This is a genomic window from Kribbella sp. DT2 (assembly GCF_049844575.1).
GTDB lineage: Bacteria > Actinomycetota > Actinomycetes > Propionibacteriales > Kribbellaceae > Kribbella.
Genome location: NZ_JBNCLH010000004.1, coordinates 318,374 through 339,888 on the forward strand (window position 1 = coordinate 318,374; position 21,515 = coordinate 339,888).

The 21,515-nt window shown below is 69.5% G+C and carries 25 protein-coding genes; 12 read left to right on the forward strand and 13 right to left on the reverse strand.

Annotation, left to right across the window (positions count from 1 at the left end):
* Nucleotides 1–29: 29 nt before the first annotated feature.
* Genes ACLQ2O_RS19465 through ACLQ2O_RS19475 form a run of 3 tightly spaced genes read left to right on the forward strand, consistent with a single transcriptional unit; the run spans nt 30 to nt 2,322 of the window.
* Nucleotides 30–1,160: a serine hydrolase domain-containing protein gene (locus ACLQ2O_RS19465; RefSeq protein ID WP_425833264.1), complete on the forward strand. Its 1,131-nt coding sequence runs from the start codon at nt 30–32 to the stop codon at nt 1,158–1,160.
* A complete protein-coding gene (locus ACLQ2O_RS19470; RefSeq protein ID WP_425834011.1) occupies nt 1,160–1,447 on the forward strand; it encodes a hypothetical protein in 288 nt (95 codons plus the stop codon). The genes ACLQ2O_RS19465 and ACLQ2O_RS19470 overlap by 1 nt, the downstream gene beginning before the upstream one ends.
* An 11-nt stretch (nt 1,448–1,458) precedes the next feature.
* Nucleotides 1,459–2,322, forward strand: coding sequence for an SDR family oxidoreductase (locus ACLQ2O_RS19475; RefSeq protein ID WP_425833266.1), 864 nt, complete (start codon nt 1,459–1,461; stop codon nt 2,320–2,322).
* Between the two features lie 288 nt (nt 2,323–2,610).
* On the opposite strand, the gene ACLQ2O_RS19480 is transcribed toward ACLQ2O_RS19475, so the two are convergent.
* Genes ACLQ2O_RS19480 through mshA form a run of 3 tightly spaced genes read right to left on the reverse strand, consistent with a single transcriptional unit; the run spans nt 2,611 to nt 5,145 of the window.
* Nucleotides 2,611–3,357, reverse strand: a complete 747-nt coding sequence (locus tag ACLQ2O_RS19480) for a phosphoglyceromutase (RefSeq protein WP_425833268.1) — start codon at nt 3,355–3,357, stop codon at nt 2,611–2,613.
* A 10-nt stretch (nt 3,358–3,367) separates the two neighbouring features.
* On the reverse strand, nt 3,368–3,856 hold the full coding sequence (locus tag ACLQ2O_RS19485) for a YbjN domain-containing protein (RefSeq protein ID WP_425833270.1): 489 nt from the start codon (nt 3,854–3,856) through the stop codon (nt 3,368–3,370).
* Nucleotides 3,853–5,145 carry a D-inositol-3-phosphate glycosyltransferase gene (gene mshA, locus ACLQ2O_RS19490; protein ID WP_425833272.1) on the reverse strand — a complete coding sequence of 431 codons (1,293 nt, stop codon included), beginning with the start codon at nt 5,143–5,145 and terminating at the stop codon, nt 3,853–3,855. The genes ACLQ2O_RS19485 and mshA overlap by 4 nt, the downstream gene beginning before the upstream one ends.
* Nucleotides 5,146–5,221: 76 nt before the next feature.
* On the opposite strand from mshA, the gene ACLQ2O_RS19495 reads away from it, so the two are divergent.
* The gene (locus ACLQ2O_RS19495) at nt 5,222–5,968 is read left to right on the forward strand and encodes an SDR family NAD(P)-dependent oxidoreductase (protein ID WP_425833274.1); all 747 of its coding nucleotides are present in this window, start codon (nt 5,222–5,224) and stop codon (nt 5,966–5,968) included.
* Between the two features lie 97 nt (nt 5,969–6,065).
* On the opposite strand, the gene ACLQ2O_RS19500 is transcribed toward ACLQ2O_RS19495, so the two are convergent.
* Nucleotides 6,066–6,704: a TetR/AcrR family transcriptional regulator gene (locus tag ACLQ2O_RS19500; RefSeq protein ID WP_425833276.1), complete on the reverse strand. Its 639-nt coding sequence runs from the start codon at nt 6,702–6,704 to the stop codon at nt 6,066–6,068.
* Between the two features lie 368 nt (nt 6,705–7,072).
* On the opposite strand from ACLQ2O_RS19500, the gene typA reads away from it, so the two are divergent.
* Together typA and ACLQ2O_RS19510 are read left to right on the forward strand one after the other, a co-directional pair.
* On the forward strand, nt 7,073–8,935 hold the full coding sequence (typA, locus tag ACLQ2O_RS19505; RefSeq protein ID WP_425833278.1) for a translational GTPase TypA: 1,863 nt from the start codon (nt 7,073–7,075) through the stop codon (nt 8,933–8,935).
* 137 nt (nt 8,936–9,072) lie between these two features.
* Nucleotides 9,073–9,660, forward strand: a complete 588-nt coding sequence (locus ACLQ2O_RS19510) for a L,D-transpeptidase (protein WP_425833280.1) — start codon at nt 9,073–9,075, stop codon at nt 9,658–9,660.
* A gap of 31 nt (nt 9,661–9,691) precedes the next feature.
* Here the strand turns inward: ACLQ2O_RS19510 and ACLQ2O_RS19515 are convergent, their stop codons facing one another.
* Nucleotides 9,692–10,195, reverse strand: a complete 504-nt coding sequence (locus tag ACLQ2O_RS19515) for an O-acetyl-ADP-ribose deacetylase (protein ID WP_425833282.1) — start codon at nt 10,193–10,195, stop codon at nt 9,692–9,694.
* A 159-nt stretch (nt 10,196–10,354) separates the two neighbouring features.
* On the opposite strand from ACLQ2O_RS19515, the gene ACLQ2O_RS19520 reads away from it, so the two are divergent.
* A complete protein-coding gene (locus ACLQ2O_RS19520) occupies nt 10,355–11,191 on the forward strand; it encodes a L,D-transpeptidase family protein (RefSeq protein WP_425833284.1) in 837 nt (278 codons plus the stop codon).
* A gap of 111 nt (nt 11,192–11,302) precedes the next feature.
* Here the strand turns inward: ACLQ2O_RS19520 and ACLQ2O_RS19525 are convergent, their stop codons facing one another.
* From ACLQ2O_RS19525 to ACLQ2O_RS19545, 5 genes are all read right to left on the reverse strand, one after another.
* Nucleotides 11,303–11,659, reverse strand: coding sequence for a DUF2516 family protein (locus ACLQ2O_RS19525; RefSeq protein ID WP_425833286.1), 357 nt, complete (start codon nt 11,657–11,659; stop codon nt 11,303–11,305).
* 91 nt (nt 11,660–11,750) lie between these two features.
* Nucleotides 11,751–12,272, reverse strand: coding sequence for a hypothetical protein (locus ACLQ2O_RS19530; RefSeq protein WP_425833288.1), 522 nt, complete (start codon nt 12,270–12,272; stop codon nt 11,751–11,753).
* Between the two features lie 26 nt (nt 12,273–12,298).
* On the reverse strand, nt 12,299–12,781 hold the full coding sequence (locus tag ACLQ2O_RS19535; RefSeq protein WP_425833290.1) for a helix-turn-helix domain-containing protein: 483 nt from the start codon (nt 12,779–12,781) through the stop codon (nt 12,299–12,301).
* 81 nt (nt 12,782–12,862) lie between these two features.
* A complete protein-coding gene (locus ACLQ2O_RS19540) occupies nt 12,863–13,864 on the reverse strand; it encodes an asparaginase (RefSeq protein ID WP_425833292.1) in 1,002 nt (333 codons plus the stop codon).
* A gap of 58 nt (nt 13,865–13,922) precedes the next feature.
* Nucleotides 13,923–14,927 (reverse strand): YgfZ/GcvT domain-containing protein, encoded by a 1,005-nt coding sequence (locus ACLQ2O_RS19545; RefSeq protein WP_425833294.1) that lies wholly within the window; start codon nt 14,925–14,927, stop codon nt 13,923–13,925.
* 106 nt (nt 14,928–15,033) lie between these two features.
* On the opposite strand from ACLQ2O_RS19545, the gene ACLQ2O_RS19550 reads away from it, so the two are divergent.
* Nucleotides 15,034–15,861, forward strand: a complete 828-nt coding sequence (locus tag ACLQ2O_RS19550; protein ID WP_425833296.1) for an LLM class flavin-dependent oxidoreductase — start codon at nt 15,034–15,036, stop codon at nt 15,859–15,861.
* A 60-nt stretch (nt 15,862–15,921) separates the two neighbouring features.
* Here ACLQ2O_RS19550 and ACLQ2O_RS19555 read toward each other — a convergent pair whose 3' ends face one another.
* Nucleotides 15,922–17,298: a cation:dicarboxylate symporter family transporter gene (locus tag ACLQ2O_RS19555; protein WP_425833298.1), complete on the reverse strand. Its 1,377-nt coding sequence runs from the start codon at nt 17,296–17,298 to the stop codon at nt 15,922–15,924.
* A 193-nt stretch (nt 17,299–17,491) separates the two neighbouring features.
* Between ACLQ2O_RS19555 and ACLQ2O_RS19560 the strand changes: the two genes are divergently transcribed.
* Together ACLQ2O_RS19560 and ACLQ2O_RS19565 are read left to right on the forward strand one after the other, a co-directional pair.
* The gene (locus tag ACLQ2O_RS19560; protein WP_425833300.1) at nt 17,492–18,748 is read left to right on the forward strand and encodes a sensor histidine kinase; all 1,257 of its coding nucleotides are present in this window, start codon (nt 17,492–17,494) and stop codon (nt 18,746–18,748) included.
* Between the two features lie 19 nt (nt 18,749–18,767).
* Nucleotides 18,768–19,421, forward strand: coding sequence for a response regulator (locus ACLQ2O_RS19565; protein WP_425833303.1), 654 nt, complete (start codon nt 18,768–18,770; stop codon nt 19,419–19,421).
* Here ACLQ2O_RS19565 and ACLQ2O_RS19570 read toward each other — a convergent pair.
* Nucleotides 19,418–19,912, reverse strand: coding sequence for an FABP family protein (locus ACLQ2O_RS19570; RefSeq protein WP_425833305.1), 495 nt, complete (start codon nt 19,910–19,912; stop codon nt 19,418–19,420). The two genes, ACLQ2O_RS19565 and ACLQ2O_RS19570, sit on opposite strands and share 4 nt — an antisense overlap.
* A 173-nt stretch (nt 19,913–20,085) precedes the next feature.
* Between ACLQ2O_RS19570 and ACLQ2O_RS19575 the strand changes: the two genes are divergently transcribed.
* Nucleotides 20,086–20,448, forward strand: coding sequence for a DsrE family protein (locus tag ACLQ2O_RS19575; protein ID WP_425833307.1), 363 nt, complete (start codon nt 20,086–20,088; stop codon nt 20,446–20,448).
* A gap of 250 nt (nt 20,449–20,698) precedes the next feature.
* Here ACLQ2O_RS19575 and ACLQ2O_RS19580 read toward each other — a convergent pair whose 3' ends face one another.
* On the reverse strand, nt 20,699–20,926 hold the full coding sequence (locus ACLQ2O_RS19580; RefSeq protein ID WP_425833309.1) for a hypothetical protein: 228 nt from the start codon (nt 20,924–20,926) through the stop codon (nt 20,699–20,701).
* 147 nt (nt 20,927–21,073) lie between these two features.
* Between ACLQ2O_RS19580 and ACLQ2O_RS19585 the strand changes: the two genes are divergently transcribed.
* On the forward strand, nt 21,074–21,515 hold a 442-nt coding region (locus ACLQ2O_RS19585), incomplete at its 3' end, for a hypothetical protein (protein ID WP_425833311.1).

Sequence of the window (21,515 nt, forward strand, 5' to 3'; positions counted from 1 at the left end):
TGTCAGCGCGGCTGGCGAGAGTACTCGGCATGAACACTTCAGCGATCACGCAGCCCGTCACCGACTTCCAGCAGGCCATCCAGACCTTCGTCGACACCGGGTTCGCCGGACTGCAGATGCGGGTCAACGACCAGTACGGCGAGTGGGTCGGCAGCGCCGGCGTACGGAAGCTCGGTGAGACCACGCCGCCGGCCACGGACGGTTCGTTCTGGGTCGGCAGCGTCACCAAGACCTTCACCGCGACCCTGGTCCTGCAACTGGTGGCCAAGGGCAAGCTCACGCTCGACGACGCGGTGGCCACCCACCTGCCCGACCTCGGGCTGGACGAGCGGATCACCGTACGGATGCTGCTGAACCACACCAGCGGGATCTTCAACTACACGGGCGAGTACTACCCCGACGGCACCGTCGTACCGGGCATTCCCGCGACCGGCAAGGACTGGGTCGACCACCGCTTCCTCAGCTACCAGCCGATCGAGCTGGTCCGCCTCGCCCTGGCCAAGCCGTCCCGCTTCGAGCCGGGCGCGGACTGGAGCTACTCCAACACCAACTACACGATCGCCGTTCTCCTGATCGAAAAGATCAACGGCACCTCGTACGCCGAAGCGCTCGACCAGCTCATCGCACAGCCGCTGGGCCTGACCGGCACCGTCGTACCGGGTGACCTCACCGAGCTCCCCGACCCGCACGGCCACGGCTACTTCCGCTACCAGGACGGCGAGGAGTGGAAGGTCGAGGACGTCACGCGCCAGAACCTGTCCTTGCTGGCCGGCGCCGGCGACCTGCTCTCCACGACCCGGGACCTGCACGTCTTCTTCTCCGCCCTCAACAGCGGCCGGCTCATCCCGGAACCTCTGCTGGTCGAGATGCGCACCGGCGTCGGCCCGATCGACTACGGCCTCGGCATCTTCGTCCAGGACCTGGGCGCCGGCGGCACCGTCCTGCACCACAACGGCAGCACCCCCGGCGGCTTCGGCGCCCTGATGTACAGCTCCCCCGACGGCACTCGCACGATGACCGCCTCGATCACGATGGGCGACGCCGACGTCGACCCCGCCCAGGTCTTCCCGGCCGCCCTGGCCACCCTCCTCACCGAGATCTTCAAGGCCTGGTCGTCACGGCCGAGGTCTGGCGGCGACGGGCGCTGCGGTCGCAGCTGATCGTCGCCGACGAGGACCTCCGCGGCCGGGCGCGAGCGGCGTACTACCGGTACGAGCAGGTCGTCGCGGCCGGCGTAGCCGCCGATCTCGGTCTGCCGCCCGACGCGCTCGCGCCCGGGCTGGCCGGGGTCACCGTGATCACCGGTCTGCGCGAGCTGTACGAGACCGCCGAAGCGCAACCGACGGGCGGCCGGGGCAACGCGGCGTCCGACCCCGAGCAGTTGCTCGCCCTGGTCGACCAGGTGCTCGACTACGCCCGCGCCGGCCTCGCCCGCCTCACCGTCTGAAGGAGATCCTCATGAGCAAGTCCTGGTTCATCACCGGTACGTCGTCCGGCTTCGGCCGCCTGATGACCGAGAAGCTGCTCGCCCGCGGCGACAGCGTCGTCGCCACGCTCCGGCGTACCGGCGCATTCGACGACCTGCGTTCCCAGTACGGCGACCGCCTGGACGTCGTCGAGCTGGACGTCACCGACTCCACCGTACGACGGGTCGTCGACGCCGCGTTCGCCGCGCACGACCGCATCGACGTCGTGGTCAGCAACGCCGGCTACGGCCTGTTCGGCGCGGCCGAGGAGCTGACCGACGAGCAGATCCGTCGGCAGGTCGACACCAACCTGATCGGCTCGATGCAGCTGATCCGCGCGGCACTGCCGCACCTGCGGACCCAGGGCGGCGGCCGGATCATCCAGGTCGCGTCCGAAGGCGGCCAGTACGCGTACCCCGGCTTCGGCGCCTACCACGCGACCAAGTGGGGTATCGAGGGCTTCGTCGAGGCCGTCGCCCAGGAGGTCGCCAGCTTCGGCATCGAGCTCACCCTCGCCGAACCAGGCCCGGCCGCCACCGGCTTCGGCGCCGCCCTGGCCTTCGCCACCCCGCTCGACGCCTACGCCGCCACCCCTGTCGCCCAGGTCCGCCGAGGCATGACCGACGGCTCGTTCGAGCTCCGCGGCGACCCCGACAAGTTCACCCAGTCCATGATCGACACCGCTGACCAGACCCCGGCCCCACGCCGCATCACCCTCGGCAGCGACGCCTACCGCCACATCCACGAGGCCCTCCAGTCCCGCCTGGACGACCTGGAAAACCAGAAGGACCTCGCCTACGCGAGCGATCTCACCCGACCGTCAACTGTCAGGCAAGCGATCTCTAGTACAGCTTGAAGTAGCCGAGAAGGAGTGCACTGAGAACGGCCACGGCAGCTCTGAGGTCGGAGCTACTCTTCAAGCTCACTTCGACAGGACGAAGACGGCCGAACCGCAGGCGGCGGCCTGAGCCAGCCCGCCTGCGGTCACCCAAGACTTGCCCGCCGGCACCACAGGCGACCCGCACCCACAGACCAGGGTCACCTGAGACCACCAAACTATATTTTGTTCTTGTCTTTGCTCTTCGTAGTTCTTGTTGTTCTTTGCTCTGTTGTTTCGTCTTGCCTTTATTGGTGCTGTTTCTAGCTACCGGCCCTGGTTCTTGACGGCCTCGATGGCTGCAGCGGCCGCGGCCGGGTCGAGGTACTCGCCGCCCTTGGTGACGGGGTTGAAGTCCTCGTCGAGCTCGTAGTACAGCGGGACGCCCGTCGGGATGTTGAGGCCGACGATCGTCTGCTCGTCGAGCTGGTCGAGGTGCTTGACCAGGGCGCGGAGCGAGTTGCCGTGGGCGGTGACGAGGACCGTCTTGCCGGCGCGCAGGTCGGGGACGATCGCGTCGTACCAGTACGGGAGCATCCGCTCGACGACGTCCGCGAGGCACTCGGTTGCCGGGAGCAACTCACTCGGGAGGGCGGCGTAGCGGGGGTCGCCGGCCTGGTCGAACTCGGAGCCGCGCTCGATCGGCGGCGGCGGGGTGTCGTAGGAGCGGCGGAACAGCATGAACTGCTCCTCGCCGAGCTCCTCGAGGGTCTGCTTCTTGTCCTTGCCCTGCAGGCCGCCGTAGTGGCGCTCGTTCAGGCGCCAGGAGCGGCGGACGTCGATCCACTGACGGCCGGCCTCCTCGAGGGCGATGTTCGCGGTGCGGATGGCGCGGCGCAGCACCGAGGTGTGCAGCACGTCCGGGAGCAGGTCGCGCTCGAGCAGCAGCTGGCCGCCGCGGTGAGCCTCCTCGACCCCCTGGGCGTTCAGGTCGACGTCGACCCACCCGGTGAACAGGTTCTTGGCGTTCCAGTCGCTGTGGCCGTGGCGGAGCAGGATCAGGCGATAGGTCATACCCCGCATGCTATCGAGGCTCGAGCCAGCCCTTGAACGCGTCCAGGTTCCGGGTCGACTCGCCGCGCGCGATCCGCCAGTCGTACTCGCGCCGGATCGAGGTCGCGAAGCCCAGTTCGAGGATCGTGTTGAACGAGGAGTCGGCGTATTCCAGTACGGCGCCCAGCAGGCGATCCACCTCACCAGGCGTGATCGCGTGCAACGGAACGCGCCCGTCCAGATGGATGTCACCGTGGTGGTCGATCGCGAACGCGACGCCGTACATCTTCAGGTTCCGCTCCAGCAGCCACCGGTACACGGCCTCGTGGTTCTCGTCCGGCCGGCGGGCGACGAACGCGTGCACGTGCACCGCCTGCGCCCCGACCGTCAGCGAGACGCCGGTCTTCAGCTTGCGCTCACCCGGCAGGTCGGCCGCGAAAGCGCCCGGCGTGGCCTCGGTGAAGTCGAGCTCGTTCTCGGTCAGCACCTGACGGATCACGTCCGCGGCGGAAACCCTCATCCGGCCACCTCCGCCGCCAGTTCGGCGGCCATCGTCCGCGCGGCCGTCCGGTACGCGGCCAGCGTCTTCTCCGCGGTCTGTTCCCAGCCGAACGCCCGGGCATGCTCGACCGCGGCCTTGCCCATGCTCTCGCGCGCCGCCGGATCCGTCGCGATCCGCGCCAGCGCGTCGGCGAACTCGCCGACCCCGTGCCCGGGCACGAGCAGCCCGGTCTCGCCGTCACGCACCGCGGTCGTCAGCCCACCGACCGAAGCCGCGACCACCGGCGTACCGCAGGCCTGGGCCTCCAGCGCGACCAGCCCGAACGACTCCGAGTACGACGGGACGCAGACCACCGACGCGGCCCGGTACCAGTCGGCCAGCCCCGGCCGCGCCATCGGCTTCACGAACCGGGTCACGTCGTCGACCCCGAGCCGCCGCGCCAGGTCGGCGTGCGCCTCCGGGTGCTCCATCCCGTTGCCCGACGGCCCGCCGATGATCGCGACCACCAGCCGCTCGCGCAGCCCGGGATCGCGCTCGAGCATCCGGGCGGCCGCCCGGATCAGCAGGTCGGGCGCCTTCAGCGGCTGGATCCGCCCGACGAACGCGAGCACGATCGCGTCCTCCCGCACCCCGACCGTACGCCGGGCCGCGGCCTGGTCGCCCGGGCAGAACATCTCCAGGTCGACGCCGGGGTTGACCACCTCGACCTTGGCCGGCTGCGCGCCGTACAGGCTGATCAGTTCCTTGGCCTCGTCGTCGGTGTTCGCGAGCAGCCGGTCGGCCGCCTCGACGACCTGCTCCTCGCCGAGCAGCCGGGCCGGCGGTTCCGGTACGTCGTCCTCGGCGAGGCTGGCGTTCTTGACCTTGGCCATCGTGTGCATGGTGTGGACGAGCGGGACGGCCCAGCGGTCGCGGGCGAGCAGGCCGACCTGGCCGGACAGCCAGTAGTGCGAGTGGATGACGTCGTAGTAGCCCGGCTCGCGGACCGCCTCGGCGCGCAGGACCGCGCGGGCGAACGTGCACAGCTGGGCGGGCAGCTCGTTCTTCGCGAGTCCCTCGTACGGGCCGGCGGCGACGTTGCGGACGGTGACGCCGGGGCCGAGCTCGACCTTCGGGGGCAGGGCCGAGGAGGTCGCGCGGGTGAAGATGTCGACGGCGATGCCGAGCCCGGCCAGCCGTTTGGACAGTTCCACCACGTAGACGTTCATCCCACCCGCGTCCCCCGTCCCCGGCTGGTCCAGCGGCGAGGTGTGCAGGCTGATCATCGCGACCCGCCGAAGTGGACGGTCGGCGGAGGGTTGGGTCACGTCGCCAGCGTAACTCCGGGCTCTGCCGGGTGAGACGGGGTGCCGGGTGGCGGGTGGAGTTTGAAAGACTGCGGCTATGACGAATCGCCCTGTTGCCGTGGTCACCGGAGCCAGTAGTGGAATCGGGGCCGCGACCGCGCGGCACCTCGCGGAGGCCGGGTACGCGGTGATCTGCGCTGCCCGCCGGCTCGACCGGGTCGAGGCGCTGGCCAAGGAGATCGGTGGACGCGCGGTGCAGTGCGACGTCACGTCGGCCGAGGACGTCGCGGCGCTGACCGCGGCGGCCGGCGCGGAGATCGACCTGCTGGTGAACAACGCCGGTGGCGCGTTCGGCTTCGAGCCGGTCGCGGAGGCCGACCTGGACGCCTGGCGGCGGATGTTCGAGGTCAACGTGATCGGCGTCGCGGCGGTCACCAAGTCGTTGCTCCCGGCCCTGATCGCGGGCCGGGGCACGATCGTCGTGATGGGGTCGACGGCCGGGCAGGTCGCGTACGAGGGTGGCGGCGGGTACACGGCCGCCAAGCACGCGGTGAAGGCCGTCGTCGACACGCTCCGGCTCGAGCTGTTCGACCAGCCGGTCCGGGTCTGCGAGATCGCGCCCGGGATGGTGAAGAGCGAGGGTTTCGCGCTGACCAGGTTCGAGGGCGACGAGGCGAAGGCCGAGGCCGTGTACGCCGGGGTCGCCGAGCCGCTCACCGCCGACGACATCGCCGAGATCGTCACCTGGGTCGCGTCCCGCCCGCCGCACGTGAACATCGACCGCCTCACGGTCCGCCCCCGCGCCCAGGCGGCGCAGCACAAGGTGCACCGGGTCCAGGAGTAGTTCCGAATACGCCGGACGACGGACGCACTGCTCCAACTGACCCCACCCAACACAGTCCAACGCTCCGGCAGCAAGACCTTCGACTGGAGACCGCCGGTCAAGGCTTCGCACGAAGACGGTTGATCTCCGGGGAGAACACCGGGAGCGGTTCCTTCGGTTCGGGCAGGTCGTAGCCGGCGTACAAACGGCGGCGAACAGGCTCCAGCGGAAAAGTCTCCGGGTAGATCGCCAGCTTGACCGTGATCCCCTCGAGTGTTGCTCTGAGCAACATTTCCTCGACCGCCGGGTCCTCCGCACCACGCGCCGCGAACACCTCACGGATGGCGTCCTCGACCAGCGCCATCCGGTCGGACTTCTCGGTCTCGACCTCGGCGAAGACCCCGTGCGTGCTGGGCTGCATCATCAGCGAGATGGCCAGCCGCTGCACCGGCAGCGTCATCGCCGCGGCCAGCAGCGCGCCGTCGATCATCCCGGCGAGCCGTTCGTCCGGCGTACCGGGAATCTCCAGGATGCCCGCGATCCCGTCCAGCCAGCGGTCGAGCAGCTGCGCGGCCAGGTCGCGCTTGGAGGCGAAGTAGTAGCCGACCAGTCCGCGGGAGACGCCGGCCCGGGCCGTCACGTCGCTGATCGACGCCGCCTCGTAGCCCTTCGCGGCGAACACCTCCAGGGCAGCACTCAGGATGCGCTCACGCGAGCGCTCCCGTAGCTCCTGGTTGGTGGCGACCGACCGCGGCACGTCCCTCTTCCTGGCCAAGGCCCCGGAGGCCGAGCAACCCCCCACCTCGTGCTCGGCACTCCCGGGCGGTGACCCCCCGTTGCACCCCTCCACAAAGGCCCCTCCCCAGGCGCCCAGCTATAGACTGGACGTCCAGTCAACGAATGTCAAAGGCTCAACCGCATTTCGGGCACTCAGCGTCACCGGTCCCCGTGGCCGGTTTCTCCGCCACGTGGTCTCCCCGGTAGGATGAGATGGCTGCGCAGTGCGTCGATCAGTAAGTCGAGTGGCATCCCGAGCGACACCACACCCGCCGTAGCCACCGCCTGACTCTCAGTAACCACTGCCTGTCTTCTGTTTGCTAGTCCAACTGCTTGGAGCGCTTCCGCATGCCCCTCCGTAATGACCTGCGCAACGTGGCCATCGTGGCCCACGTCGACCACGGGAAGACCACCCTCGTCGACGCGATGCTGTGGCAGTCCGGCGCGTTCGGAGCCCACCAGCACGTCGACGAGCGAGCGATGGACTCGGGTGACCTGGAGCGTGAGAAGGGCATCACGATCCTGGCCAAGAACACCGCCGTCCGGCACAAGATGGCCAACGGCGAGCAGATGACGCTGAACATCATCGACACCCCCGGCCACGCCGACTTCGGTGGTGAGGTCGAGCGCGGCCTGTCGATGGTCGACGCGATCGTGCTGCTCGTGGACGCTTCCGAGGGCCCGCTGCCGCAGACCCGGTTCGTGCTGCGCAAGGCGCTGGCGCGCAGCATGCCGGTGATCCTCGTGGTGAACAAGGTCGACCGCCCCGACGCCCGGATCTCCGAGGTCGTCGACGAGACCTACGAGCTGTTCCTCGACCTGCTGGACCACGACGCCGACCAGTCCGCGCTGGACTTCCCGGTCGTCTACGCCTCCGCCCGCGCCGGTCGCGCCTCGCTGACCCAGCCGGCCGACGGCGGGATGCCGGATTCGGAGGACCTCGAGCCGCTGTTCGAGACGATCCTCGCGAACGTCCCGGCCCCGGAGTACACCGAGGGCGCGCCGCTGCAGGCGCACGTCACCAACCTGGACGCCTCGCCGTTCCTCGGCCGGCTCGCGCTGGTCCGGGTGCACGAGGGCACGCTGAAGAAGGGCTCCCAGGTCGCCTGGTGCCGCCACGACGGCTCGATCCAGAAGGTGAAGATCACCGAGCTGCTGGTCACCGAGGCGCTCGAGCGCGTCCCCGGCGACTCGGCCGGCCCGGGCGACATCGTCGCGATCGCGGGCATCCCGGAGATCATGATCGGCGACACCCTGACCGACCCGGAGAACCCGAAGCCGCTGCCGCTGATCACGGTCGACGAGCCGGCCATCTCGATGACCATCGGGACCAACACCTCGCCGCTGGCCGGCCGGGTCAAGGGCACCAAGGTGACCGCCCGCCTGGTCAAGGACCGGCTGGACCGTGAACTGATCGGCAACGTGTCGCTGAAGGTGCTGCCGACCGAGCGTCCCGACACCTGGGAGGTGCAGGGCCGTGGTGAGCTGGCGCTGGCCATCCTGGTCGAGCAGATGCGCCGCGAGGGGTACGAGCTGACCGTCGGCAAGCCGCAGGTCGTCACCCGCGAGATCGACGGCAAGCGGCACGAGCCGGTCGAGCGGCTGACCATCGACTGCCCCGAGGAGTACCTCGGTACGGTCACCCAGCTGCTCGCGGTCCGCAAGGGCCGGATGGAGCAGATGACCAACCACGGCACCGGCTGGGTCCGGATGGAGTTCCTGGTCCCGGCGCGGGGCCTGATCGGCTTCCGCACCGAGTTCCTCACCGACACCCGCGGTACGGGGATCGCACACCACGTCTTCGAAGGCTACGAGCCGTGGTTCGGCGAGCTGCGCACCCGCCCGTCGGGCTCGCTGGTCTCCGACCGGACCGGCGTCACCACGTCGTACGCAATGGTGAACCTGCAGGAGCGCGGCACGATGTTCTGCGAGCCGGGCACGGATGTGTACGAGGGCATGGTGATCGGCGAGAACTCGCGCGCCGACGACATGGACGTGAACATCACCCGTGAGAAGAAGATGACCAACGTCCGGTCGAACGCGGACGAGTTCGAGAAGCTGGTCCCGGCCCGCAAGCTGTCGCTCGAGCAGTCGCTGGAGTTCTGCCGCGAGGACGAGTGCGTCGAGGTCACGCCGGACGCGATCCGGATCCGCAAGGTCGCGCTGACCCAGGTCGAGCGCGCGAAGCTGGGCCGCAAGAACAAGGCCTGATCGGCAGCGGTTCACCGGGTGGTCGCGATCCACGGGGGAAGTTTTTCCGGATCGTGACCAACCGGAGCTGCCGGCACGTCGTCTACACAGTGGCACCATCATTTTGGGGAACTCAGTTGGGGGAAGGACAAAGGTTCATGGGGATTCTGCGTAAGCTCGGCGCCACCACGACGGCGGTCGCGATGCTGGGAGTCGGCGTGTTCGCCGCCACCGGTACGGCGGGGGCCTCACCGTCCGCCAAGCCCGCCGCGGTTCCGGCCGCGAAGGCCGTTGCTGTGCAGGCGGCGGCGCCGGCTGCGAAGAAGCCGGCCAAGCCGGCCGCGAAGAACGTGCTCGTCCCCGGCAAGCTGCGCCTCGACAAGCGCTGCATGACCGGTCGCATCATCTGCGTCAACAAGAAGACCCGCAAGGTCGCGTTCCTGTACAACGGGAAGCTCCTGGCCACCGGCGACGCCCGCTTCGGCGCGCCGAAGACCCCGACCCGCAACGGCTTCTTCAAGCTGCAGCGCAAGTCCAAGAACCACGTCTCGTCGATCTACAAGTCGCCGATGCCGTACGCGATGTTCTTCAGCGGCGGCCAGGCGATCCACTACTCGTCGGACTTCAAGGCCCGCGGCTACAACGGCGCCTCGCACGGCTGCGTCAACATGCGCGACAAGAACAAGATCGCCTGGATCTTCAACCGGGTCAAGGTCGGCGACCGCATCCTGGTCTACAGCGCCTGATCAGCAACAGCTTTCACACGGCGGTCGAGGACTACTCCTCGACCGCCGTTGCTGTTTGAAAAGCCTTGGAGAGCCGAGGTTCGACCAGGCAGAACGTCGCGGTCCGCACCTCCGACGCCGTACGCCGCACCGTCCGTACGGCGATCTCCGCCGCCGACCGCGCCGGCCACCCGTAGATCCCCGCCGACACCGCCGGCAGGCTCAGCCGCCGTACGCCGAGCTCGTCCGCGATCCGCAGCGCGTTGCGGTAGCACGACTCCAGCAACGCCGGATCCGTCTGTCCTGCGGTGTGATTCGGCCCCACCACGTGAATCACGTACGACGCCGGCAGCTCCCCCGCGGTCGTCCAGCCGGCCTCGCCGGTCGGCAGGCCGCGTGGGTAGCGCTCGATCAACTCCTCCAGGAGCGTCGGACCGCCGGCCCGGTGGATCGCCCCGTCGACTCCTCCTCCGCCGCGCAGCGCGTGGTGAGCGGCGTTCACGATCGCGTCGGCCGGGACCGTGGTGATGTCGGCGGTGCTGAGAACGATGTCCATCCGGCCATTGTGGGGCAGATCACGAGTCGCTTACGGCGGGTGTACGCGGGGTGGTTGGCGATTTACGCTGACTCGGCAGTTGTGGGTGGGGGCCAACCATTGGGGCGGTGAGGACGTCCCAGTAGGTACAGGGGAAAGTTCAACCACAAGGGGATCGCGATGCGCGCGCGGAACATGATGGGCAAGGTGTCGGCAGTCCGGCACGTGCTGGCCGGGATGGTGGTGGCCGCGGCGGCGACGGGGCTGGTGGTTTACGGACTGAACGGTTCCGGAAGCGAGGCCTCGGCGGCCCCGGTCGCGAGCACCGACCTGAAGACCGTGCCGTTCGAGGTCAGCGGTGAGCTGCCGATCTACCCGAAGGCCCTGTGGAGCAACGGCGCCAGCAGCGCCGACGTCCGCAAGGTCGAGGCGCGGCTGATCCAGCTCAAGCTGCTCGACAAGCAGTGGCTGGACAACTCCTTCGGCACGATGACCCGGACCGCGGTGAAAAAGTTCCAGGCGTCCAAGGGGATCCCCGAGCTCGGCTACGTCGACCAGAACACCTGGGACCAGCTGAAGACGGCGACCCACGAGCCGACCCAGAAGGAGCTCTTCCCGCCCGCGCCCGTGGTCGACGGCAAGAAGCTCGACCAGCGCTGCGCGACCGGTACGGCGCTGTGCATCGACAAGTCCAGCCGCAAGCTGCGCTACGTCGTCGACGGTGTGGTGAAGCTGCAGTTCGACGTCCGGTTCGGTGCGCAGAAGACCGCGACCCGCGAGGGCTCGTTCTCGGTCGGCTGGAAGAGCCGCAACCACGTCTCCAAGCTGTACGACTCCGCGATGCCGTACGCGATGTTCTTCAGCGGCGGCCAGGCCGTGCACTACTCGTCCGACTTCGCCGCCCGCGGCTACGCCGGCGCCTCGCACGGCTGTGTCAACGTGCGCGACCTGAGCAAGATCAAGTGGCTGTTCGACCAGGTCAAGGTCGGCGACAAGGTGATCGTCTACCGGTCGTAGCTTCACCGCGCATTTGGTGGGTTAACCCATCAGCTCGCCCCTTGGCCCACCGGAATTTCGTGGGCCAAGGGGCGAGCTGGCGGGTTAACCCACCAAATGGCGCCGAGTGGATCAGAGCGGCCGCGGACCCCGGCGGCGCCGGATGCCCCAGCCACCACCGCGTCCCCGCCCGCTGGCGGCGCGCAGGGCGGGCCGGGCGTCGACCAGGTAGACGCCGGCCGCGACGATGCCGATCAGGCCGAAGAAGCTCAGCCAGCCGCCCTGGAAGATCTGCGTCAGGCAGAACGTCGCCAGGATCAGGACCCAGCCGGGCTTGGTCAGCTTGTCCGCCGCGACGAACACCTGGCGCGGTCGGAAGGCGGCATCCAGCAGCGCGACCAGCTTCAGGCCGAAGACCACCCACCAGATGACGTCGAACGGATTGCCGAACCCCGGGAACAGGGTCGGGAACGTGGCGAGTGGGAGCATGCGTACGAGCCTAACAAGCAGACGGGTGGCCCACCTCTGCTCAGCGGCAGATTCGGACCACCCGTCGGCGTGTTGCGTGCGGTGCTGACGCTCAGTTGCCGACCTTGCCGGCAGCGTCGCCGGCGGCCTTGGTGGCCGTCTTCGCGGTCTTGCGGGCGCTGGTCGCGGTCGCCTTGACGTTGCGGGTGGCGCTGTCGGCGGTCTTGCGCGCGGTGGTGCGGGTCGCCTTGGCCTTGCTGATGGTCGTCTTGGCCTGCGCCTCGAGGTCCTCGGTGGCCTTCTGGCGGCGGATCCGTCCGACGATGTCCTCGCCGCGGGCGGCCAGGTCCTCGTAGGTCTCCTCGGCCTGGCCGAGCACGGTGGTCAGACCGGCCTGCGCGACGGCCGGCAGCTCACGCAGCTTGGCCGGGACGGTGCGGGCGTCGGCGGCCAGCGCCTCGAGGCGCTGGGACAGCTCGGTCTGGCGCTTGGCCAGCTCACCCTGCAGGGTCTGCTGGTCCAGCTTCGCGAACCGGGCGGTGACGTCCTCGCTGACCGCGCGGAACTTCTCCACGGCCAGGTCGCCGGCACCGGCGATGACGTACAGGGGCGTGACGGGGGTACGGGTAGCCATCAGGCTTCTCCTCGGAGCAGAACGGGTTATTTGGCAGTGCTTTTTCGTGCAGGGGCTTTGGGGGCCGCAGGCTTCTTCGCCGCGGTCTTCGGGGCCGGGGGCTTCGTCGCCGCCGCGGCCGGTGCGTCGTCCTCGGACGCGTTCTCCCGGACGAAGGATCCGTAAACGTCGAGCAGGACACGCTTCTGCCGCTCGTTCAGCAGCGGGTCGAGCAGGATCGCGTCGACCACGCCGGTCGCGCGGCCGGACTCGCTGCCGTCGTCCGGGTCGAGGATGCCGGCCCGGATGTACAGGGTCTCCGCGGAGATCCGCAGGGCTTTCGCCAGCTGCTGCAGGACGTCGGCCGACGGCTTGCGCAGGCCGCGCTCGATCTGGCTCAGGTACGGGTTGGAGACGCCGGCCAGGTCGGACAGCTGCCGCAACGACAACTGCGCGTGCCGCCGCTGCTCGGCGAGGTACTCCCCCACCGAACCCATCGCGTCCGCCGCACGATCACTCAACCTGGCCATGCGTCCAGTGTGCTAGCAGAGTGCTTGCAATTGCAAGCAGGCCGGCCGTGAGGCCGCTCACGCAGCCGCGGCCCCCGAGTTTTAGCTGAAAATCAAAGGATGTGGGCGCACCGAGCCGACCGGTACGCCGCCACCCAGCAGCGGGGCGTGCAGCTGCTTGTCCAGTACGTCGTGCTCCAGGCCGAGCATCTTCAGCGTCGCGGCCATCACGACCGCTCGTGCGCGGGCGCTGCCGTCCTCGATCTTCAGCGCGATGCCGCGGCCGTCAGCAAGCCCCACGGCGTACACGCTCTCGGCGCCGACCTTGCAGAACAGCCCGGGAATCGCCTGGATCAGCTCGGCCTCGTCGCGCCGGGTCCCGCTCGCGTACTCCGGGAAGGCCCGGAACGCACCGGCGACCCGACCCTCCAACGTGTCCGGCGAAGCGGCCGCGAACAGCCCGAACGATCGCGCCAGCCCGGCCAGACTGATCGCCAGGATCGGCGCTCCACAACCGTCGACGGCGACGTACGAGACCTTCTCGCCGGCCGAGTCCTCGACGGCGGTCCGGATCACCTGCTGCAACGGGTGCTTCGGCGACCGGTAGTCGTCCACACCCCAGACACCGTCCGCGCTGGTCGCGAGCGCGTCGTCGTGGATCGGCCAGCCGTTCGCGACGCAGGTCGCGATCATCGCCGCGTGCTTGCCGGAGCAGTTCATCGTGATCCGCTCCTGCTGGTGCCCAGCCTTGACCCAGGCATCTCGGGCGGCATCGTCCAGCGGGTAGGCCTCCGGCGTCCGCAGCGCGCTCTCGTCCAGCCCGGCGCCCGCGAGGATCTCCCGTACGCCGTCCAGGTGGAGCTGCTCGCCCGAGTGCGACGCCCCGGCGAGCGCGAGCAGCTTGCCGTCCAGGTCGAGCCCGTGCCGCAGCATGCCGAGCGCCTGCATCGGCTTGTTCGACGAGCGCGGGAACATCGGCTGGTCCACCACGCCGACGGACCACTCGACGCCGCCGTCGGGGTTGGTCACCACGACGGAGCCGCGGTGGTGCCCTTCGACGAAGTCGCTGCGGACGACGTCGGCCACGATCACAGGTTCGGTCACGCCTGAACTGTACGGCCGGGAAGTCAGGAGCAAAAAGCTCAGTTGGGGATGATCCCGCTCACAGCCGGCTGCGCACGTGCAGCCCGACCTCCGGGTCGACGATCAGCTCCTGGGTCGCGGTCACCGTCGGCTGGTCCTCGGCCACGACCTGCAGCTCGGTCTCGCTGTCCACCGAACGCTTCACCAGCGCCAGCGCGATCGGCCCCAGCTCGTGGTGCCGCGCGGCAGAACCAACGAACCCGACCTGCTTCTCACCCATCCGTACGGCGTACCCGTGCTGCGGCAGGTGGTCGACCGAGCCGTCGAGGTGCAGCCGGACGAGCCGACGCGGCGGGCGACCCAGGTTGTGCACCCGGGCGACCGTCTCCTGGCCGCGGTAGCAGCCCTTGTCCAGGTGGACGCCGAGGCCGAGCCAGCCCAGCTCGTTCGGGATCGCGCGCTCGTCGGTGTCGAGGCCGAACCGCGGGTGACCGGCCTCGATCCGCAGCGCCTCGTACGCCCAGACGCCGGCCGGCGGACCCGCCGGCTCGGCGTACGCCGAAAGCTCCTCGCGCGGCAGGAACACCTCGTACCCACCGAGGGAGTCGCCGCCCGACCGCGTCAGCGGGCCTTCGGCCGGTGCCGCACCCGGACGCCACACGATCGCGAACCGGTCGGTGACGTCGGTGATCTCGACGCGCGACATGAACACCATCTTCTGCAGCCACTCGACCAGCGCCGCGGCGGCGCCCGGCTCGGTGTGCAGCCAGAAGGTCTCGCCGTCGTCGACGCCGTACATCGCGTGCTCGACGTGACCGGTCGGGGACAGCAGCAGCGCCGTCGTCGACGTACCGGCCTGGAGTCCCTCGAAGTACTGCGTCGTGAGCGCGTGCAGCCAGGTGAGCCGGTCCGGCCCGCTGATCGTGACCACGTCCCGGTGGGAGAGGTCGACGTACCCCTCGCCCGCCGCCAGAGCCCGTTGCTCGCGCAGGTCCGAGCCGTAGTGCGCCGCGACTCCGGCGTCCAGGCCGTCGGCCTCGACCGCCGCGGGCAGGTCCAGCAAGGGGCTGCGCTTCAGTGACATGTCACCAGCGTACGTCGCGCGGCGTACGCCGAACGCCTCCCGTCGTGGGATGTGGACAACCACCCTGACGACGACGCTGGAGGTACGACTCGGAGAGGACAGGACGATGACAGACAAGCGCTTCCGGTTCGGCATCGTGGCCACGCCGGCCGACGGCGACCCGGACCAGTGGACGAAGACCGTACGACGGGCCGCGGAGCTCGGGTACTCGACGGTCCTGATGCCCGACGGGCTGCAGCTGCTGTCGCCGTTCCCGTCGCTGGCGATGGCGGCCGCGGTGGCCGACATCCGCGTCGGCACGTTCGTCGCGGCCGTGCCGATGCGCACGCCGTACGCCGCCGCCTGGGACGCGCACACGCTGACCGTGCTGACCAACGGGCGGTTCGAGTTCGGGATCGGCACCGGGCGGCCCGGGACGGACAAGTTCGCCGAGAAGCTCGGGCTGCCGTACGGGACGGGTGCGGAACGGCTGCAGCAGGTACGCGAGACGCTCGACCACCTGGCCGAGCTGGACGGCGACCGTCACACGCCGGTGATCATGGCCGCGGGCGGACCGAAGTCGCTGGCGCTGGCAGCCGAGCGGGCCGACGTGGTCTCGATCGCGAAGGGCGCGATGACGCCGCGGGCCGGGGTGATCCAGCTCGCGGACGACCTGCGCGCGCTGGCCGGAGATCGGGCCGACTCCATCGAGCTGGCGCTGAACCTGTTCGCGGCCGGGGACGGCCAGCTGCCGCCGTGGACGAAGATGGCGACCGGGGTGGAGCCGGAGGCGTTGCGGGCGACCGATTCGCTGATGCTGCTGCCTGGTGGTCCGCGGCAGATGGCGGACGAGCTGCTGCGGCGGCGCGAGGTGCTCGGGGCGTCGTACATCAGTGTGAACTCGGCGTACCTGGAGGAGCTGGCGCCCGTGGTCGAGGTCCTCAACGGCCAGTAACGGCACCAGCGCCCGTCATCTGTGGCTGACGGGCGCTGGCTGAGGGGTGGGACAGGTGGACTAGTGAGTACGGTCCTGAGTCTCAGGACCTGTCGTGACAGCTTCCGGTACGTCGCCCGCATGGGTGTCCCCGGCAGCGAAGGCAGCCTCGTCGAACGGATCCTCACCGGCGAAGACCTGCTTGACCTGCTCCCGGTCGAGCTCGCCGACCCAGTGACCGACCAGGATCGTGGCGACCGCGTTGCCGGCGAAGTTCGTCAGCGCGCGGGCCTCGGACATGAACCGGTCGATGCCGACGATCAGGCCGACGCCGTCGACCAGCTCCGGGCGGTGCGACTGCAGACCACCGGCCAGCGTGGCCAGGCCGGCGCCGGTGACCCCGGCGGCACCCTTCGAGGCGATGATCATGAACGCCAGCAGCGAGATCTGCTGCCCGATCGAGAACGGCTGGTCCATCGCCTCGGCGATGAACAGCGACGCCATCGTCAGGTAGATCGCGGTGCCGTCCAGGTTGAACGAGTAGCCGGTCGGGACGGTGATGCCGACAACGCTCTTGGAGACGCCGAGGTGCTCCATCTTGCCGATCAGCCGGGGCAGGGCGGTCTCCGACGACGACGTGGACACGATCAGCAGGAACTCGCGGCCGAGGTAGCGCAGCAGCGGGAAGATCGACAGCCCGGTGACCACCCGAAGAATGGTGCCCAGGACAACGATCACGAACAGCAGGCAGGTGATGTAGAAGGCCAGCATGATCTTGAGCAGGCTGATCAGCGCCTCCCCGCCGGCCGCGCCGACCACCGCGGCGATCGCGCCGAAGGCACCGATCGGGGCGGCCCACATGATCATCGCCAGCACCTTGAAGACCAGCCGCTGCAGGTGCCCGATCCCGGTCAGGATCGGCTGGCCCTTGGTGCCCAGCGCCTGCAGCGCGAAGCCGACCAGCAGCGCGACGAAGACGGTCTGCAGCACCTCGCCCTCGGTCAGCGCCGAGACGATCGTCTTCGGGATGATGCCGAGGATGAAGTCGGTGGTGGTCTCGTGCGCCGTACCCACCTGGCTCTGGCCGGTCTCGCGGAGCTTGTCGGTCAGGTTGAGACCGGAGCCCGGCTGGACCAGGTTGCCGACGACCAGGCCGATCGCCAGCGCGACGGTCGACATCACGATGAAGTAGATCAGCGCGAGCCCGCCGACCTTGCCGACGCTCGCGGCCTGGCGGACCGAGCCGATGCCGAGCACCAGCGTGCAGAAGATGATCGGGCTGATCATCATCTTGATCAGGTTCACGAACCCGGTGCCGAGCGGTTTCAGCTCGATCGCGAAGTCCGGGAACAGCAGGCCGACGCCGATCCCGAGGGCGACGGCGGCGATCACGGCGATGTAGAGGAAGTGGGTCCGGTCGTTGCGCACCGGGGTGGGACGGGGGTCGGTCGTCGACATACGTGGCTCCTTGGCCGGCAGAGCTGGTTCCGGGCGGTTCTGAGTAACTGTGACGTGACGCACAGGACAACTGCGCATTTCGTTCATATCGTTCGCGGACCGCACCCACACTTCGGCGCGCGGCGAACCGTCGGACGAAGGCGAACAGATGCCGCGCACTACCAGTGGCGGCGCTGGTGTGCAGAATGTCGGCATGAAACGTCGGCCGTGGGAGCTGCGGCGCCAGGTGCTCTGGCTGCAGACCGGCACGGTCGCGGTGCTGATCGTGATGGTCTGGATCACGCTGGCCAGCCGGGCCCGCTCGCAGGCCGACCGGGACGCCGCGGCGGCCGGTCTCGAACCACCCGGCTGGGACGAGCTGCTGCGCACCGAGACCCGGGCCATGCTCGGCATCGCCAGCCTGATGCTCGGCGTGGCGATCGCGGGCAACGCGCTGGTCGCCTGGCGGGTCCGGCGCGCGACCCGCGGGATGGGGACGCAGACGCTCGCCTGGATGCTCGACTTCTACCAGGGCGTACTGCGGGCCGCCCGCGAAGGCCTGCTGCTGATCGACGCCGAAGGGCGGATCCAGCTGGTCAACGAGGAGGCGCGGCGGCTGCTCGGCCTCCAGGCGATCCCCGCCGGGACTCCCGTGGAGGAGCTGCACCTGCCGGTCGCGTTGTCCGACCTGTTGAAGGCCGGGCGTACGGCGTACGACGAACTGCACCTCGGCGCTTGTGGAGTGGTCGTGGTGAACCAGCAGCCGGCGCGCTCGGGGCGGATCGTGACGCTGCGGGACCACACCCAGCTGCAGGCGCTGCTCGGTGAGCTGGACGCGGTCCGGAGTCTGGCCGAGTCGCTGGAGGCGCAGAACCACGAGGCCTCGAACCGGCTGCACACGGTGGTCAGCCTGATCGAGATCGGCCGGCCGGAACGGGCGCGGGAGTTCGCGGTGTCGGAGCTGCAGTTCGCGCAGGCGATGACGGACCGGGTGGTCGGCACTGTTGGCGACCCGGTGCTCGCGTCGCTGCTGCTGGCGAAGTTGTCGCAGGCGCAGGAACGCGGCGTACTGCTGACGCTGGAGCTCGGCTCGGAGGCGCTCAACACCCGGCTGCCCGCGCAGGACGTCGTCACCGTGGTCGGGAACCTGCTCGACAACGCGATCGAGGCGGCACGCAGCGGGCCCGCGCCTCGGAGGGTCGAGCTGAAGGCCGGTACGACGCCGGACGCGATCGACCTGGCGGTGACGAACACCGGCGCCGAGCTCGGGTCGGTGGAGCTGGCGCGGATGTTCGAGCGCGGCTGGACGACGAAGAACGAGCCAGGACACGGCCTCGGACTGGTGCTGGTCCGCAGCACGGTCGAGCGTTGGCAAGGGACGTTGATGGTCGACCCGGACTCCGAGCTGGACGAGATCCCCGCACTGACCGTACGCGTGCGGCTGCCGCGGGCGGTGAGTGCGAGTGCCTGATCTCTTGAGGGTTCTGGTGGTGGAAGACGATCCGGTGGCCGCGGAAGCACACCGTACTTACGTGGATCGTCTTCCGGGCTTCACGTGCGTCGGGATCGCCGGGACCGCGGCCCGGGCTTTGTCCGTGCTTTCGCACGGCCAGGTCGACCTGGTGCTGCTCGACATGAACCTTCCGGACGGGCACGGGCTGGACGTCGTACGGCGGATGCGTGCCTTGGGCAACGTCACGGACGTGGTGGCGGTGACGTCTGCTCGGGAGGTCTCGGCCGTACAGGCCGCTGCTCGGATCGGCGTGGTGCAGTACGTGCTGAAGCCCTTTGCCTTCGAGACTTTGCGGGACCGGCTGTCGGCGTACGCGCGTCAACGTCGGGCGGCCGAGGCCGGTCAGGTCGTCGCCGATCAGGACGAGGTCGACCGTTTGTTGCATCCGGCAACTGTTTCGTCGGTGCCGAAGGGGCTGGCCGGGTCGGTGCTCGACCGGGTGGTCCAGCTGCTCGGCAACCGCGAGGGATGGACGGCCGAGGAGGTCGCGGCCGAGCTCGGCACGTCACGCATCACCGCGCGGCGGTACCTGGAGCACCTGGCCGACCAGCAGCAGGCGCTACGCACCCAGCGCTACGACGGGCGCAGCGGCCGGCCGAAGGTCGAGTACAGCTGGGTGTCGGAGAGCTAGCTCCGGACGAGCGTCGCCCACAGGTGCGGCTGGAGCGGCTGGCCTTCGGCGGCCATGTCGTACGCCCAGAGCAGCTCGCCCTTGACCAGGCCGTAGAGGCGGTGGCCGGCGGCGACCTCCTTGGCGGTCGCCGTCCGGGCGATCACGTCGGTCTGCATCTCGACCTTGGCGCCGTCGATCTCGCCGTACCAGATCTCCGCGAACCCGGTCGGGTGCGCGAGCACGACCTCGAGCTTGTTGTCCGGCTTGGGCCGCCAGAAGCCGGTCTCCACCGCCAGCGGACGCTGCTTGGTGCCGTCCTCGCCGACCACGTAGGTCTGGCTGACGTAGTGCAGGTACGGCTTGCCGTTGTGGCTGAAGTCGATCTGCTGCCCGAACTCGAACTTCTCGATCGTCGGGTAGTCGCCGTGCCCGCGGCCCTCCCACCGGCCGAGCAGCCAGGCGAGCGGGATCAGGTCGGGGTGCAGGTCCTGCGGAATCTCGAAGGCCATCGGAGGGTGCCCGGATCAGTTCGCGCTGCGGCCGCGGTACAGCCGGTAGACGACGAACGCCGAGAACCAGGCCATGAACACACTGACCAGGACCAGCAGGGTCGTGAAGATGACATGCAGCACGTTCACCAGTCTAGGGGATGCCCGCCGGGGCCCTCGGCTACGGTGGCGTGATGTCCCGCACGCTGGTGATCAAGCTGACCGCAGGCGCCGAAGAACCCGAACGCGCCAACCAGGCCTTCACGGTAGCCGCCACCGCGGTCGCCTCCGGCGCCACCGTCTCCCTCTGGCTCACCGGCGAAGCAGTCTGGTTCGCCGTCCCCGGCAGAGCCGAGGCATTCGACCTCCCCCACGCCGCACCCTTGGCAGACCTCCTAGCGGCAGTCCTGGCCGGAGGCACCCTCACCGCCTGCACCCAGTGCGCCAAACGCCGGGACCTCACCGAGGCAGACTTCCATCCGGGGACCCGTATTGCCGGCGCCCCGGCTTTCACAGAAGAAATCCTCCAGGACTCAGCACAGGCGATCGTCTACTAGCCACAGACGCCAGCCTCGCGGGCGCCGCCGCAGGTGGCTGCCCTGCGGGCGCCATCGCAGGGTGGCTGCCCCGCAGGCGCCGCCGCGGGTAGCCGCCTCGTGGGCACCGCCGCAGGGTGCTGCTGCCCGCGGGTGCCATCGCAGGTGGCTGTTTCGCAGGTCGTGACGGCCGTCGCCGGGCTCGGGCGCTGTGTGAACCCCGCCCCCGCATCGGGGCCGGGTTCACGCAGCGGGAGCCGGGAGGGCTGGGTCAGGAGCGGCTTCGCTCCGGGTCCTGCTGGGGGGTGGTCTGGGTGGCCTGTTGGTGCTGCGCGCCGGGGGTGCGGCCTCCCTGTCCTGCCGGCTGGAGCTGGCGGTCGTCGCGTGGGCGTTCGGTGTGGCCGGCTACGCCCTCGTGGGTGAGCGCGTCGAGCTTGGCCATGTCCGCGTCGGTGATCGAGGATGCCGTCTGCTGACCGTTCCCCTCGGCCTTCTTCATCTCCCCCTCGCGAGCCCGTGCATCAGCCAGATGGGCGTCCAACGGCGCCTCGCGTACCTTTGCCGCCTCACGCAGGTCACCGCCGGTCGGCAGGCTGGCAGTCTCCGCCTCCCCACCACCTTGCTGGTCCTGCCCTGCCTCGGGTCCTTGACCGTTCTGCTCTTGCTGATCCCGCTGCGACCCGTTGACCTCAGGCTCGTTCCGGATGAGCTCAGCCTGCTCCCGCTGGAGCTGCTGATCCGGCCCAGCCTGATTCCGGCCGTCAGCCTCAGCCTGCGCGCCGACCGTCGGCTCATCCACACCCTGGCCATCGCGGTTCGTCTCAGCTTGAACGTCGGTTACAGGCTCATCCGCAACCCGGTCGGCCTCAGTCCCCGCATCGGCCGTCGCCTCGTCCACACCCTGGCCATCACGGGCAGCCTCTGCTTCCGCGGCGGCCGTCGCCTCGTCCACACCCTGGCCAGCGCGGTCAGCCTCAGCCTGCGCCTCAGCAACCGGCTCGTTCACACCCCGGCCATCACGGGCAGCCTCTGCTTCCGCGGCGGCCGTCGCCTCGTCCACACCCTGGCCAGCGCGGTCAGCCTCAGCC